The sequence below is a fragment of the Plantactinospora sp. KLBMP9567 genome, from assembly GCF_033446045.1.
GTDB lineage: Bacteria > Actinomycetota > Actinomycetes > Mycobacteriales > Micromonosporaceae > Plantactinospora.
On record NZ_JAWQRR010000026.1, the window covers coordinates 164,668 to 179,875 of the forward strand.

Annotated in this window: 12 protein-coding genes; 9 read left to right on the forward strand and 3 right to left on the reverse strand. The window is 74.5% G+C overall.

Going from position 1 to position 15,208, the window contains the following annotated elements; translation table 11 throughout:
• Positions 1-12: 12 nt before the first annotated feature.
• Positions 13-645, reverse strand: coding sequence for a uracil phosphoribosyltransferase (gene upp, locus R6Y94_RS21375; protein WP_318397650.1), 633 nt, complete (start codon positions 643-645; stop codon positions 13-15).
• Positions 646-779: 134 nt separating this feature from the next.
• On the opposite strand from upp, the gene deoC reads away from it, so the two are divergent.
• Genes deoC through R6Y94_RS21395 form a run of 3 tightly spaced genes read left to right on the forward strand, consistent with a single transcriptional unit; the run spans position 780 to position 4,161 of the window.
• Positions 780-1,910, forward strand: coding sequence for a deoxyribose-phosphate aldolase (deoC, locus tag R6Y94_RS45220; protein ID WP_412102829.1), 1,131 nt, complete (start codon positions 780-782; stop codon positions 1,908-1,910).
• Between the two features lie 3 nt (positions 1,911-1,913).
• A complete protein-coding gene (locus tag R6Y94_RS21390; RefSeq protein ID WP_318397651.1) occupies positions 1,914-3,344 on the forward strand; it encodes an aldehyde dehydrogenase family protein in 1,431 nt (476 codons plus the stop codon).
• Positions 3,337-4,161, forward strand: a complete 825-nt coding sequence (locus tag R6Y94_RS21395) for an aldehyde dehydrogenase family protein (protein WP_318397652.1) — start codon at positions 3,337-3,339, stop codon at positions 4,159-4,161. The genes R6Y94_RS21390 and R6Y94_RS21395 overlap by 8 nt, the downstream gene beginning before the upstream one ends.
• A gap of 140 nt (positions 4,162-4,301) precedes the next feature.
• On the opposite strand, the gene R6Y94_RS21400 is transcribed toward R6Y94_RS21395, so the two are convergent.
• Complete coding sequence (locus R6Y94_RS21400) at positions 4,302-5,888, reverse strand: alkaline phosphatase D family protein (RefSeq protein WP_318397653.1); 1,587 nt, start codon at positions 5,886-5,888, stop codon at positions 4,302-4,304.
• A gap of 230 nt (positions 5,889-6,118) precedes the next feature.
• Here R6Y94_RS21400 and R6Y94_RS21405 point away from each other — a divergent pair, with 230 nt between their 5' ends.
• The 4 genes from R6Y94_RS21405 to cydC all read left to right on the forward strand — a co-directional run bounded on the left by R6Y94_RS21405 (position 6,119) and on the right by cydC (position 11,276).
• Positions 6,119-6,526: a BlaI/MecI/CopY family transcriptional regulator gene (locus R6Y94_RS21405; RefSeq protein ID WP_318397654.1), complete on the forward strand. Its 408-nt coding sequence runs from the start codon at positions 6,119-6,121 to the stop codon at positions 6,524-6,526.
• 4 nt (positions 6,527-6,530) lie between these two features.
• Positions 6,531-7,454 (forward strand): M56 family metallopeptidase, encoded by a 924-nt coding sequence (locus R6Y94_RS21410; RefSeq protein ID WP_318397655.1) that lies wholly within the window; start codon positions 6,531-6,533, stop codon positions 7,452-7,454.
• Positions 7,455-7,656: 202 nt separating this feature from the next.
• A complete protein-coding gene (gene cydD / locus R6Y94_RS21415; protein ID WP_318397656.1) occupies positions 7,657-9,486 on the forward strand; it encodes a thiol reductant ABC exporter subunit CydD in 1,830 nt (609 codons plus the stop codon).
• A complete protein-coding gene (cydC, locus tag R6Y94_RS21420; protein ID WP_412102830.1) occupies positions 9,483-11,276 on the forward strand; it encodes a thiol reductant ABC exporter subunit CydC in 1,794 nt (597 codons plus the stop codon). Before cydD ends, cydC begins: the two co-directional genes overlap by 4 nt.
• Positions 11,277-11,335: 59 nt before the next feature.
• Here cydC and R6Y94_RS21425 read toward each other — a convergent pair whose 3' ends face one another.
• Positions 11,336-11,677: a PadR family transcriptional regulator gene (locus tag R6Y94_RS21425; RefSeq protein ID WP_318397657.1), complete on the reverse strand. Its 342-nt coding sequence runs from the start codon at positions 11,675-11,677 to the stop codon at positions 11,336-11,338.
• Positions 11,678-11,830: 153 nt separating this feature from the next.
• Between R6Y94_RS21425 and R6Y94_RS21430 the strand changes: the two genes are divergently transcribed.
• Together R6Y94_RS21430 and R6Y94_RS21435 are read left to right on the forward strand one after the other, a co-directional pair.
• The gene (locus tag R6Y94_RS21430; protein WP_318397658.1) at positions 11,831-12,793 is read left to right on the forward strand and encodes a DNA primase; all 963 of its coding nucleotides are present in this window, start codon (positions 11,831-11,833) and stop codon (positions 12,791-12,793) included.
• Positions 12,794-12,831: 38 nt separating this feature from the next.
• Positions 12,832-15,171 carry a transposase gene (locus tag R6Y94_RS21435; protein ID WP_318397659.1) on the forward strand — a complete coding sequence of 780 codons (2,340 nt, stop codon included), beginning with the start codon at positions 12,832-12,834 and terminating at the stop codon, positions 15,169-15,171.
• The last annotated feature ends 37 nt before the right edge of the window (positions 15,172-15,208 follow it).

The window sequence follows — 15,208 nt, forward strand, 5'->3', positions numbered from 1 at the left end:
GTTCGGTGCGGATCAGAACCGCGGCATGCCGCCGAACTGCCGGTCGCCGGCGTCACCGAGCCCCGGCACGATGAACATCCGGTCGTTGAGCCGCTCGTCGATCGCGGCGGTGACCAGCCGCAGCGGCAGCCCGGAGCGGTCCAGCCGCTCGATGCCGGCCGGCGCGGCGAGTACGCAGAGCACGGTGATGTCGGTGCAGCCCCGGTCGGCGAGCAGCCGGCAGCAGTGCTCCAGCGAGCCACCGGTGGCGAGCATCGGGTCGAGTACCAGCACCGGCCTGCCGGTCAGGTCGGTCGGCAGCGACTCCATGTAGGCGCGCGGCTCGTAGGTGTGCTCGTCCCGGGCCAGCCCGACGAAACCCATCGACGACTCGGGCAGCAGGCCGAGCGCCGAGTCGGCCATGCCCAGCCCGGCGCGGAGCACCGGTACCAGCAGTGGCGGGTTGGCCAGCCGGATGCCCTGGGTGGGCGCCACCGGCGTGTCGATCGGGAACTGTTCGACCGGCAGCGAGCGCGCGGCCTCGTACACCAGCATGGTGGTGAGTTCGTGCAGCGCGGCGCGGAACGACGCCGAGTCGGTCCGGGCGTCGCGCATCACGGTCAGCCGCGTCTGGGCCACGGGATGGTCAACCACGAGTACGTCCACGGTCGCTCAACCTACCGGTAACCCCGGATCGGACCTTCCCCTGGTCACCCGGTCCGCGGAGCACGGGGTACCGGCGGCCGCCGGGTGGCTATGGCCAAGATCACATGTTCGGGCCGGTGCGTAGACTTGCCCCCATGACGGCGACAACGGCGTCGGCGCGGTCCGACCTGACCGAGGTGGGACGCTCCGAGGCGACCCTGCGGACCTTCCTGCACGGCCTGCCCGGCGTGGACCAGGTGGGCGCGGAGCAGCGCACGGCGATGCTCGGCACCCGCTCGATCAAGACCACTGCCAAGGCGTGGGCGATCGACCTGGCGATCCGGATGGTCGACCTGACCACGCTGGAGGGCGCCGACACGCCCGGCAAGGTGCGCGCACTGGCCGCCAAGGCGCTCCGCCCGGACCCGGCCGACCCGTCGTGCCCGCCGGTCGCCGCCGTCTGCGTCTATCCGACGATGGTCCCGGTGGCCGCCGCCGCGCTCTGGGGCACCGGATCCGGTCCGGGCCGGCCGGGCGGCGGGAGCGGCGCAGGTGGAAGCGTTCCCCGGCTGGGACTGCTCGGCGAGCCGTCCGACGGCCGGGGTCCCCGGGACGGCGCGAGCCCGGCCGGAGACGGCACAGGCCCCACCGGAGACGGCGCGGCGCTCGCCGGTGCGGCGGGCCGGGTGCACCTGGCCAGCGTGGCCACGGCGTTCCCGTCCGGGCAGGCACCGCTGGAGGTCCGGCTCGCGGACACTCGCTCGGCGGTGGCCGGCGGGGCGGACGAGATCGACATGGTGATCAACCGGGGCGCCTTCCTCTCCGGCCGCTACCAGGAGGTCTACGACGAGATCGTCGCGGTGAAGGCGGCCTGCGGGGACGCCCACCTCAAGGTCATCCTGGAGACCGGCGAGCTGGCCACCTACGACAACGTCCGGCGGGCCTCCTGGCTGGCGATGCTGGCCGGTGCCGACTTCATCAAGACCTCGACCGGCAAGGTGCCGGTGGCCGCGACCCTGCCGGTCACCCTGGTGATGCTGGAGGCGGTCCGCGACTTCCGGGACCTCACCGGCCGGCAGGTCGGGGTCAAGCCGGCGGGCGGGATCCGGACCACCAAGGACGCGATCAAATACCTGGTGCTGGTGAACGAGACCGCCGGCCCGGACTGGCTGCACCCGGACTGGTTCCGGTTCGGCGCCTCCAGCCTGCTCAACGACCTGCTGATGCAGCGCACCAAACTGAGCACCGGCGTCTACTCCGGCCCCGACTACTTCACCCTGGACTGACCCATGTTCGAATACGCCCCGGCGCCGGAGTCGCGCGCCGTAGTGGACCTCAAGCCGTCGTACGGGCTGTTCATCGGCGGCGAGTTCGTCGAGCCGGGCGACGGCGGCCAGATCAAGTCGATCAACCCGGCCTCGGAGGAGGTGCTGGCCGAGGTCGCCGAGGCCGGCCCCGGCGACGTGGACCGGGCGGTCCGGGCGGCCCGCCGGGCGTACGACGAGGTCTGGGGACCGATGCCGGGCCGGGACCGGGCCAAGTACCTGTTCCGGATCGCCCGGATCGTCCAGGAGCGGGCCCGCGAGCTGGCCGTGCTGGAGTCGCTGGACAACGGCAAGCCGATCCGGGAGTCCCGGGACGTCGACATCCCACTGGTCGCCGCACACTTCTTCTACTACGCCGGCTGGGCCGACAAGCTCGGCCACGCCGGCTTCGGCCCCGACCCGCGCCCGCTGGGCGTGGCCGGCCAGGTCATCCCGTGGAACTTCCCGCTGCTGATGCTGGCCTGGAAGATCGCCCCGGCGCTGGCCGCCGGCAACACCGTGGTACTCAAGCCGGCCGAGACCACCCCGCTGAGCGCGCTGCTCTTCGCGGAGGTCTGCCAGCAGGCCGACCTGCCGGCCGGGGTGGTCAACATCGTCACCGGGGCCGGCGAGACCGGCCGGGCGCTGGTCGAGCACGACGGGATCGACAAGGTCGCCTTCACCGGCTCCACCGAGGTCGGCCGGCAGATCGCCCGCTCGGTGGCCGGCACCCGCAGGAAGCTCACCCTGGAGCTGGGTGGCAAGGCGGCGAACATCGTCTTCGACGACGCCCCGGTCGACCAGGCCGTCGAAGGCATCGTCAACGGCATCTTCTTCAACCAGGGCCACGTCTGCTGCGCCGGCTCCCGGCTGCTGGTCCAGGAGTCGGTGTACGACGAGGTGCTCGGCTCGCTCAAGCGCCGGATGGCCCGGCTGCGGGTCGGTGACCCGCTGGACAAGAACACCGACATCGGTGCGATCAACTCGGCGGCACAGCTCGACCGGATCCGGACGCTGTCCGAGATCGGGTCGAGTGAGGGGGCCGAGCGCTGGTCCCCGCCGTGCGAGCTGCCGGACCGGGGCTTCTGGTTCGCCCCGACCATCTTCACCGGGGTCAGCCAGGCGCACCGGATCGCCCGGGAGGAGATCTTCGGACCGGTGCTCTCGGTACTGACCTTCCGTACCCCGGCCGAGGCGGTGGAGAAGGCGAACAACACGCCGTATGGCCTGTCTGCCGGGATCTGGACCGACAAGGGCTCCCGGATCCTCTGGATGGCCGACCGGCTGCGCGCCGGAGTGGTCTGGGCCAACACGTTCAACAAGTTCGACCCGACCTCGCCGTTCGGCGGCTACAAGGAGTCGGGCTACGGCCGGGAGGGCGGCCGGCAGGGGCTGGAGGCGTACCTCGATGTCTGACCGGGTGGCGGTACGCAAGACGTACAAGCTCTTCATCGGCGGGAAGTTCCCGCGCAGCGAGTCGGGGCGGTCGTATCCGGTGCAGAACTCCAACGTGGCACTCGCCTCCCGCAAGGACGTCCGGGACGCCGTACTGGCGGCGCGGGCGGCGGTCAAGGGCTGGTCGGGGGCGACCGCGTACAACCGTGGGCAGATCCTCTACCGGGTGGCCGAGATGCTGGAGGGCCGGCGGGACCAGTTCGTCGGTCTCGGTGTGCCGGCCGCTGAGGTGGACGAGGCGATCGACCGCTGGGTCTGGTACGCCGGCTGGGCCGACAAGATCACTCAGGTGTACGGCGGCGCCAACCCGGTCGCCGGGCCGTACTTCAACCTCTCGGCGCCGGAGCCGACCGGGGTGGTCGGGGTGCTCGCCCCGGCCGAGCCGGCGCTGCTCGGGCTGGTCAGCGTGGTGGCTCCGGCGATCGTCACCGGCAACACGGTAGTGGTGCTGGTGGCCGAGGCGAGCCCGCTGCCCGCGATCACCCTCTCCGAGGTGCTGGCCACCTCCGACCTGCCCGGTGGGGTGGTCAACCTGCTCACCGGCCGGCCGGCCGAGACCGCGCCCTGGCTGGCCGGGCACATGGACGTGAACGCGCTCGACCTGACCGGGGTCGCCGACCCGGCGCTCGCCGCCGAGCTGGAACGGGCCGCCGCCGGCAACCTCAAGCGGGTGCTCCGGCCGGCCGAAGGCCCGGTCGACTGGGCCGCCGATCCCGGCATCGGCCGGATGACCGCCTTCCTGGAGACCAAGACGGTCTGGCACCCGAAGGGCGTCTGAGCCGGCGGACGTACCCCGGTCGTCCCGGCGGCGTCCGGCCGCCCGGCGGTGGCGTCGTCGCCGGCCTCCCCCGACGTGCCGGGTCCGCCCGGCGGGGTGCGCCGCGCGGACCCGGCGGTGTTGGTCGGGAGCGGGCCCGGCTACACCTGGCGGGCGCCCGGACGGCCGTCCGGCACGACGAACGAGGCGTACGTCGACTCCGGCGCGTCCGGCCGGCTGACCGTGCTGACCATCCGCAGGTCGGCCCGGAGTTCCGCGCGGGTGACCCGGCAGCGCACGTAACCGCGCCGGTCCCCGTCGAAGAACCGGATGTGCGGGTTGTACTTGATCATCGGTCCGTAGTACGGCCCGTAGACGTCGCCGTCACCGTTGGTGGAGATGGAGGTGCCGACGATCTCCGAGGCGACGACCGGCGAGGACGGGTCGTCGAAGTCCCGCAGGATGTCGTTGACGAAGGTCGAGTGCCAGTCGCCGGTGACCACCACCGGGTTGCTGACCTCGTGTCGCACCCATGCCTCGGTGAGCCGGTTCCGGGCGGCTGGGAAGCCGTCCCAGGCGTCGTGCCAGAGCCGCTCCCCGGCCGCGCCGTCGTGGTCCAGCCGGGCCAGCATCACGTTGCTGCCCAGGATGTTCCACCGGGCGGTCGAGGCGGCCAGGCCGGCGTAGAGCCACCGCTCCTGCTCGGCACCGAGCATCGTCACGGCCGGGTCGTACGCCTCGGCGCAGGCGTCGGCCTCGCCCCAACCGCACGGCGGCACCGAGCGGTACTGCCGCCCGTCGACCAGGTCGAGCTGGGCCAGTCGACCCCAGCGCAGCCGGCGGTAGATCCGGGGTCCGTCGGGCCCGGGCCGGGCGGGTGCCCGTACCGGCTGGTGCTCGTACCAGGCCTGGTAGGCGGCGGCACGCAGCGCGCCGATCTCGCCCTCGTACTGCGACGTGCTGTTGGCGTAGTCGTTCTGCACCTCGTGGTCGTCCCAGGTGACCATCCACGGGAAGCGGGCGTGCGCGGCCTGGAGGTCCGGGTCGCTCTTGTAGAGGGCGTACTGCATCCGCCACCGCGTCACGTCGCGCGGCGCCGCCCGCAGTACGTCCGGAGTCGACGTGCGCCGGTAGCCGCCGTCGGCCGGGATGCCACCCTCGTAGACGTAGTCGCCGAGGTGCAGCACCAGGTCGAGATCCTCGCCGGCCATGTTCCGGTACGACGGGTAGTAGCCGCTGTCCCAGGACTGGCAGGAGGCGAAGGCGTACGCCAGCGTCCCGCCGGCCGCGGACGCCGAGGGTGCCGTACGGGTCCGGCCGGTCGCCGACACGTCGTGCCGGTACCGGAACCGGTAGAACCACTCGCCGTCCGGCTTGAGCCCGTCGACCTCGACGTGCACCGAGTGCGCCAACTGTGGCGACGCCCACGCGGTGCCGTCCCGGACCACGTGCCGGAACCGCTCGTCGCGGGCCAGCTGCCAGTGCACCGGTACCGGCCGGTCGGGCATCCCGCCGCCGGGCTCGAACGGCTCCGGCGCCAGCCGGGTCCAGAGCACGACTCCGGTGGCCGTCGGGTCGCCGCTGGCGACGCCGAGCGTGAAGGGGTAGTCGCCGCCGGCCGGTCGGGGTGTGGCGGCGGCCCGGTCCACCGGAAGCTGTGCCAGGGCGGCGGCTCCGGCGACCCCCGCCACGCCGGTCAGGAAGCGGCGGCGGTCGGCGGCGGCGGGTGGCATCGGTCTGTCGGTCATGCCGGAAGGTCTATCGACGCCACGTGACGGGCAGGTGGCGGCCGGATGTGCGGGGAAGGGCCCTCGGCTGGCGCCTCGTCCGGTTCGGCGGGGGGCGGCGGCTGCCGGCGCCCTCGCCCGGTTCGACGGGCCGCGACCGTCGCTCCGACCGGCTCGGCAGGACCGCGACGGTCGCTCCGCCGGGGTCGGCCGGCCGACAACTGTACGACACTGAGTAGTAGAATTGCCGCGTGACGCGACTCGGTGATCTCGAACGTGCGGTGATGGACGTGCTCTGGGACCGGGGCACCGGTGCCGGGGCGACCGTCCGCGAGGTGGCCGAGGCGCTGCGCGACCGTGAGCTGGCGTACACCACGGTGATGACGGTGCTCGACCGGCTGGCCGGCAAGGGCATGGTCGAGCGCGAGCGGGAGGGGCGGGCCTGGCGCTACCGGCCGGCCGCCAGCCGTGAGGCGCACATCGCCCGGCTGATGCTGGACGCCCTCGACCTGGCCGGCAGCCGGGACGCCGCGCTGGTCCGGTTCGCCCGGTCGGTGACCGGAACCGAGGCCGAGGTGCTGCGCGCGGCGCTCGCCGGAGAGCCCGACGACACCCCGGCGGCGACCGACCGGTCTGCCGCCACCGAACGGCAGGGCTGAGCCGATGCTCTACGCCGCGCACTTCGCGCTCGCCGTCCTGGCCTGTTATCTCGCCGCCCAGGTGCTGGCCCGGTCCGGCCGGCTGGGCTCCGGGTGGGCGTGGCACAGTCCCCGGGTCGCGATCGTCTGCTGGCAGTTCGTCGGACTGGCCCTCGGGCTCTCCGCGATCGGTCTGCCGATCTCGCTCGGGCTCGCCCCGTACGGCCAGGGCACCGGCTCCGCGCTGCGGTCGCTCGCCGGTGACCTCTTCGGCGGCGGCAACCTGCCGCCCGGCCTTGGCGTCACCCACCTCGGCCTGGTCGGCATCGGCGTCGGCGTCGGCGTGGTGCTGCTCGGCTCGACGGCGCGGAGCCTGCTCGGCGCGCTGCGCGCCCAGCGCCGGCACCGTGACCTGCTGACCCTGGTCGCCCGGGACGACCCGGCCGCCCCCGGCGCGCTGGTACTCGACCACCCCAGTGCGGCGGCCTACTGCCTGCCCGGGGTACGCCCGCAGGTGGTGGTCAGCGCCGGCACCCTGAGCCTGCTCGACCGGGCGCAGCTCGCGGCGGTACTCAGCCACGAGCGGGCGCACGCCGACGAGCGCCACGACCTGGTGCTGCTCCCCTTCACCGCGCTCTGCCGGGCCCTCCCCGGCGTCCGCTGGGTCCGCGCGGCACACGATGCCGTCGCCCTGCTGGTGGAGATGCGGGCCGACGACAAGGCCCGACGCCTGCACGCCGACGGCCCGCTCGCCGCCGCGCTGCTGCGGTTCGCCAGCGCCGGTGCCCGGGTCACCCCGGCCGGTGCGCTCGGCGTCGCGGACGGCGAGATCGACGCCCGGGTGCAGCGTCTGCTGGCCGCCCGCCGGCCGGGCCGGCTGCCGGGTGCGACCGCGCTGGCACTGGCGACGGCCCTGGTCACCCTGCCGGTGTCGCTGTTCCTGCACTGAGCCGCCGGGCACCTACTACACCTCGTAGTAAACTGGCCCTGTCACGGAAGCTGCCCGAAAAGATGCGTGGGACATGGGTCTTCGATGGTCGCCGGCCACGCCGGCCGGACGGGGCGGCGCTACCGGCACCGCCCCGCACGCCGCCGCCGGCCGATACGCACGACGGCCAGCGCCGGCCGGTCGCCGGCAGCCCGGGGCACCGGTGAGTCGCCGCCCGTTCGACCCCCGCCTGCTGCGCCGGGTACCCGGCGCGCGGCGCCAGCTCGGACTGCTCGGCGCGCTCGGCGTCGCCGCCGCCGGACTGGTGATCGCCCAGGCCACCACGCTCGCCACGGTGCTGGCCGGGGCGGCCGGCGGCCACCTCGACCGGGCCGCACTGGCCGGCTTCCTGGCCAGTGTGGCCGGCCGGGCGGGCCTGCTCTGGGCGCAGGGCACGGTGGCTGCCCGGGCCGCCGCCACGGTCAAGGCCGCACTCCGCGCCGACCTGCTCGACGCCGTCGGCCGACGCGGGCCCGGCTGGCTCTCCGGGCAGCGTACGGGTCAGCTCGCCACCCTGGCCGGGCGCGGGCTGGACGCGCTCGACGCGTACTTCACCGGCTATCTGCCGCAGCTCGTGCTGAGCATCACGGTGCCGCTGGCCGTACTGGCCCGGCTGGTCTTCGCCGACTGGAGCTCCGCCCTGGTCATCGCGGTGACGCTGCCACTGGTCCCGATCTTCGGAGCACTGCTCGGCTGGCAGGCCCAGGCCGCCACCGAACGCCAGTGGCGCCGGTTGGCACTGCTCGGCGGGCACTTCCTGGACATGCTGCGCGGGCTGCCCACCCTGCACCTGTTCGGCCGGGCCCCCGCCCAGGTGACCGTGGTACGCGCGATGGCGGACCGGCACCGCCGGGCGACCATGAAAACGCTGCGGATCGCCTTCCTCTCCGCGCTCGTACTCGAACTGGTCGCCACCCTCTCGGTCGCACTGGTCGCGGTGCCGATCGGCCTCCGTCTGCTCGGCGGCGGGCTCACCCTGCAGACCGCACTGCTGGTGCTGCTGCTCGCCCCCGAGGCGTTCCTGCCGCTGCGCGCGGCCGGCAGCCAGTTCCACGCCAGCCAGGAGGGGCTGACCGCACTGGACGAGGCGTTGACCCTGCTCGACCCCGAGCCGCCCGCCAGCACCGCCGACCAGCCGCCCGCCCGCACCTCTGGGAAGCCGGCCGCCCCTGCCTCCGGGAAGCCGGCCGCCCCTGCCTCCGGGCTGCCGGCCGCCCCTGCCTCCGGGCTGCCGGCCGCCGCCCGGGTGGCCGGCAGCCCGGACGGCCCGGACCGCGAACGCCACTACCAACCGGGTCGGCACGGCGAGATCAGGTTCGAGTCCGTGACGGTCGCATACCAGCGCACCACTGCACTGCGCGAGGTCACCCTCACCATCCGGCCCGGTGAGCGGATCGCCGTCGTCGGCCCGAGCGGCGCCGGCAAGAGCACCCTGCTGCACCTGCTGCTCGGATTCGCCAGCCCCAGCAGCGGGCGGATCACCGTCGACGGTACGGACCTCGGGGCGCTGGACCTGGCGCGGTGGCGCCGGCAACTGGCCTGGGTGCCACAACGGGCCCACCTGTTCGGCAGTTCTCTCGCCGACAACATCCGGCTCGGCGCACCGGACGCACCCGTCACGGCGGTCTGGGACGCGGTCCGGGCCGCCGACCTGGCCGAGCTGGTCGCCGACCTCCCGGACGGCCTCGACACCCGGCTCGGCGAGCACGGCCACGGGCTGTCCAGCGGGCAGCGGCAGCGGGTCGCGCTGGCCCGGGCCTTCCTCCGGGACGCCCCGATCGTGCTGCTCGACGAGCCCACCGCCCGGCTCGACGCCGGTTCGGAGGCGGCCGTACTCGCGACCACCCGGCACCTGGTCGCCGGGCGTACGGCGCTGCTGGTGGCGCACCGCCCGACACTGCTGGCCGGGGCGGACCGGGTGCTCCGGGTCGAGGACGGGCGGGTGACCGAGCAGGAGCCGGTCGCGGCGCTGCCCCGGGAGGTGGTGGCGTGAGGCTGCGGCCCGAACGTGCCATCTTCCGGCTGGCCCGCCCGTACCTCGGTCGGCTGCTCGGCGCCGGCCTGCTCGCCGCCGGCACCGAACTCGCCGGGCTCGCCCTGCTGGCGACCGCGACCTGGTTGCTGGTCAGTGCCGCCGGCCGGCCGCCGCTCGACACCCTCACCGTGGCGATCGTCGCGGTCCGGGCCCTGGCGATCGGCCGGGGCGTGCTGCGCTACACCGAGCGGCTGGCCGGGCACGACGCCGCGCTGCGGGTCGTCACCGAGGTCCGGGCCCGGCTCTTCGCCACGCTGGCGGCCCGGCGCACCGCCGCTCCGCAGCGCTCCGGTGACCTGCTCAGCCGGCTCGTCTCGGACGTCGAGGCGGTGCAGGACCTGCTGCTCCGGGTGCTGGTCCCCGGGGCCGCCGCCACGATCGTGGGCCTGCTCGCCGTGGCCGGCGCGTCCGCCGTCGACCCGCTCGCCGGGCTGGCCCTGGCCGGTGGACTGCTGCTGGCCGGAGTCGTGCTTCCGGCGCTGGCGGCGGTGCTCACCCGGCGTACCGCCGCCCGGGTGGCGCCGTTGCGCGGCGCGCTCGCCGGGGACGCGGTGGACCTGACCGCCGGCGTCGCCGACCTGGCCGCCTTCGGCGCCACCCGGGCGGCGCTGGACCGGGCGGACGCTCGGGCCCGCGAACTCGCCGGGCTGGAGCGCCGGATGGCGGCGGTGGGCTGGGCCGTGGACGGTCTCGGGGTACTGCTGGCCGGTGCGACCAGCGCCACCGTGCTGACCGTGGCGCTGCGGGCGGGCGTCGACGGCGTACTCGTCGGAGTCCTCGCGGTCGGCACGCTCGCCGCTGTCGAGGCGGCCCTGGCGCTGGTCGGCGCGGCCCGGCACTGGACCCGGCTGCGCACCGGCCTGACCCGGGTGGCCGACCTGCTGGAAGCTCCGCAGGGCGAACCGGAAGGGTCGGCCGGCGGGCCGACGTCCTCGTCGGGCGTCGAACCCCGGGGCGCCTCCGGGGCGGAGGAGGTCGCCCGACGGTGGCACTGCCGGGTCGAGGAGGTGAGCCTCCGATACCGCCGGCCGGGACCGCCCGCACTCGACGGGGTCAGCCTCGACCTGGCGGCGGGGAGCCGGATCGCCGTCGTCGGTCCGAGCGGTGCCGGCAAGAGCAGCCTGCTCGCCGTACTGACCGGGATGGTCCGGCCGGACCGGGGCCGGGTCGTGTGCAACGGCGTCGACCTGCCCGACCTGCCCGTCGACCGGCTGCCCCGGATCGTCGGCGGACTGCTCGCCGAGGCGCACGTCTTCCACGCCACGGTCCGGGAGAACCTCCTGCTCGGCCGGGTCGGCGCGACCGACGGCGACCTGGCCGGCGCGGCCGAGGCCGCCGGCCTGCTCGACTGGGTACGGCAGCAGCCCGCCGGCTGGGACACGGTGGTCGGCGAGGACGGCGGTCAACTCTCCGGCGGGCAACGTCAACGGCTGCTGCTGGCCCGGGCCCTGCTCGCGGCCCCGGCCGGGATCCTGGTGCTGGACGAGCCGACCGAGGGCCTCGACCCCGCCGCCGCCGACGCGGTGCTCGCCTCGGCGACCGCCCACGCCGGTCCGGACCGCACGGTGGTACTCGTCACGCACCGACTATCCGGTTTGGACCGCTACGACGAGGTCGTCGTCCTCGACCAGGGGCGGGTCACCGACCGGGGCAGCCACGCCGAGCTGGTCGGCCGCCCCGGCTGGTATCGGGACCAGTGGCTGCGCCAGACCGGCGCGGAACGCGACTACCTGGCGATCGGCGCCTGAGATATCTGTCGATCGGCGCCTGGACCGGGCGTCGAGGCCGCGCCGACCCGAGCGGCTGCTTAGGCGGGTGCGCCGGGGGTGGGCGCTCCGCCGAGAAACTGCCCCACCGTCGAGCTGAACTCCTGCCAACTCGTCCGCTCGCCCGCCAGGGCGCGCTGCCCGGCACCGGTCAGCTCGTAGGTCCGGCGCTCGCGGCCGTTGACGGTGCTCCAGGTGCTGCTGACGTATCCGGCCCGTTCCAACCGGCGCAGTGCCGGGTAAATGGTCCCGGTGGGCAGATCGAGCACGCCGCCGCTGCGGGCCCGGAGCGCCTCGATGATGGCGTACCCGTGCAGCGCGCCCTGCTCAAGCACCGCGAGCAGCAGCGCATCGAGATGGCCGTGCAGCGCCTGGGCGTTCATAAGTAGCAAGCCTACTAATATATGCGACGAAGTCCAACGGGGTGCCGGCATCCATGCCCGCCGCCGGCCTACTAGGGTGTGTGCGCAGAGTCACCGATCCGCCGGCACCCTCGCCGGGTCGGGTGCCCATATCGAGCGCACACGGAGGTCAGCGTGGCCCGCCAGTCGTCCCACCGGCCCGAAACCGACGAGCCCGGCAACGAGCCCGCCGGAAGCGACGGGGCTGTCGACCCCGGGCAGATCGACGGCTCCTCGGAAACCAGCGACGACACCGCCGGCACCGACGACGCCCCGGCGGCGTCCGGCACGCCGGACCGGTCGCTGTGGGAAGAGGTGCGGATCGACCCGGTCGAGATCGCCCTCCCCTCGGGCGCCGGTTTCACCCTGCGGACCTACCGCCCGGCGAGCGAGCTGACCCCGACCGACATCGAGGACCGGGAGCAGGACGACCTCTTCGCCAGCCGGTCGCGGCAGGCCGAGGTCGACGAGGACGAGGACGACGAGACGGTCGTGATCCTCGACGAGGAACTCGCCGACCAGTTCGCCGAGGTCGACGAGGAGGAGGCGGAGCGGGACGGCAAGGCCAAGGCCGCCGACTCCGACGCCGAGGCGGCCGAGGAGGACGAGGACGAGGAGGTGCCGGCCTTCCTCACCCACCGGGGCAAGTTGCTGCTGTTCAAGAGTCCTGAGGCGCTTGTCACATTCGTCAGGTCCGGCGCGCCGCACGACCTGGCCGACCTGGACACCTGGGACCAGCTCGTCGAGCGGATCACGCCGGCCGACATCGCCCCGCTCGACGAGGACTCCTACGAGCTCGACCTCGTGGTGGAGAACCTCCGTGGCGGGCACGACGTCTGGGACTCGACGCTGCTCATCGAGGCTGGTGAGGTGGCCCGCGACCTGGCCTACGCGCTTCGGCTCCCCGCCGTACTCGATATGCTTTCCGCTGGCTCCAGCCTGGACGACCTCGACGAGGCGCTCCGGGCGACCGTGGCCGGCGGTCTCGGCGGATTCCGGGGTCGGCGGCGACTCAAGAAAATCGGGGCACAAACCGCAAGTCTCGGGTGGCGCACGATTATCGGCAAGATCTCTGCCGTCGTGGACTGGCGCGACTGACCCCTTACCAGGGAGCATCAGTCTTTGGCACACCACTTGTGTCTCGGGAGGAGGACGACGCCGTGGCGCTCGTGCGGGTGTACTGCGGTCTGGCCTCTGCGGATGCGACGGGCCGGCCGGCTTCGGCCGGCGCGACGCTGACCTCCGCGGTGGTCGATGACGCAGGCAGACTGCTCCATGTCTGCGAGATCACCGATGACCCGGCTGGCTACGCCCAGCTCGGCGCGGTGCTCGTGGAACGGAGCAGCGGGCCGAGCGGGGCGGCCGTCGCGGCGGACAGCGACGACCACATGGTCACCTCGCTGCTGAGCGCGGCCGGGCGTCCACTGGTCATCGCCGACGACGACTCCGTCGACGACTTCGCCGAACGGTTCGCCGACGACGAGTCGGCCGAGGAGCGGGAGTCCGCCCCGGCCGAGCGACGCGCCGTCGGGCTCGCCCGGGCGTTGCAGGCCGGCGCGCTCTCCGCTGCCACCCTGCCGCCGCCGCGCGAACTCGCCAGCTTCAAGCCGGTACTCGCTGCGCACGCCGCGCTCGCGAACGGCCGGCACGCCGCCGCCGTGGCCCTGCGCGAGGTGCTGCGCGAGCTCTACCCGGCCGCACTGCGGGCGTACCCGGATCCGGCCGAGCCGGTCTCGCTGGCCGTGTTGGACGCACTGCCCGAGCCGGGCATGCTCGGCGGCACCAGTGCACGCGGACGGGACACCTCGCTCGCCACCGACGCCATCGCCGCGCATCTCGCTGCGGACGGCGTCGCCGAGGCCGACGTCATCACCGAGGCGGTCACCGCACTCCGGGTCGCCATCGCGGAGACCCCTCGACGGGGCACCGCCAACAAGGCCCTCACCTCCGCCGCCGCGGAGACCGTACGACAGGCCGTGGCGGCCGTACGCGCCTGCGACGCCGGCTGCGACGCGCTGGTCGCCACCCTGACCGCCCGGGTCGCCCCGGCACCGGCCCCGAGCCGGCGGGCCGGGCGACGCAGCGCCGACGAGGCACCGGTACCGGCCGGCACCGGACTGCCCGGCCCGGCCCGGGAGCCGGTACCCAACTCGGGGCGGCGCACCCGGCATCAGCCGGCGGCGGCCGGCAACGGGCCGGCCAGCCCTCAGCCGATGGGACCACCACCGGTGGCGCCGGCACCGGTGGCGCCGCCGCCGATGGCGCCGCCGCCGGTCGCCCCCTCCTCGGCACCGCCACTGTCGCCGGCCGCCACGCTCTCCATGCCGGTCGTCCCGGTCTCCGGGCCTCCCCGCGAACCCCGCTCGGCCGCGCCCTCCTCCGCGCCGCCCGCCTACCACGCCGACACGATGGCGAACCGGCCGGTCTCCGCGCCGCCGCCCCCGCCGCCCGGGATGACGCCGATGCCACCGGCACAGCGTGGCTCGATCCCGCCGGCCGAGGCCGGCGAGCCGTTCCGGGCCACCCTGACCACCGCCGCCATCAACAGCGCCCGCAACGAGCGGCGGCCGACGCCGATCACGCCCCGGCCGAAGACCAACGGAGACGGCACGGCACGCCCGGGCACCATCTCCGCCGCCGGCCTGACCGTCTCGGTGCCGGCGACCCGACCCGAACCGCCGGCACCGCCCGGTTCCCGGGCGAACTGGCCGCTGGTCAACTCCGGCGAGGAGCAGGACGACCGGGCGAGCGGGTCGGGATACCCGGGATACTCGGGCGAGCAGTCCGGCCAGCGCGACGCGCCGGTCAGCCCGGCGCCCTCCGACGGGCGGGTCACCCCGCCGTGGCAGGCGGACGACCTGCCCCCGGAGCCGCCCACGCTGCGCCTCGTCGAGCCGTCACCGCTGGCCGACCGGAACCTGCACAACGGGCTCCCCGCCGACAACCCGCCGCTGCGCCTGGTGGACCGGGGAGAGCCGGCGACCCAGACCGGTTCGGGCCTGCCCCGCCGCAACGCCGAGCCGAGCACGCCGCCGGTCTCGGACGAGGGTGACGGAGATCTGCTGATCTTCGCGGCGGCCAGGTCCGCCTGGTTCACCGGTCACTCGGAGGAGACCGAAGTGGAGTGGTCGTCGACGGCCGACAGCGGCTGGCAGGCCGCCCAGCAGGCGGCGCGCCCCTCGGTCGGCGCCTCGACCACCGCCGGCCTGCCGAAGCGGGTGCCGCAGGCCAACCTGGTGCCCGGCTCGCCGCTGCGCGACGAACGGCCGCTGCGGATCGTCCGCGACGCGGCCCGGATCGCCGAGCACACCACCGGGTACTTCCGGGGTTGGCGCCGTGGCCAGGAGATCGGCGGCTACGCCGTCGGCGGCCGGCCGGGCCGGGAGGCCGCCGGAGGCTGGGACTTCAGCCGTGATCCGGACGAGCGGGCCGACAACCGCGACTACGAGTACCGATCCGCCAGTTACCGGTCCTGACGGATCGGGAAACACCACTTCACCGAAGACCCACACC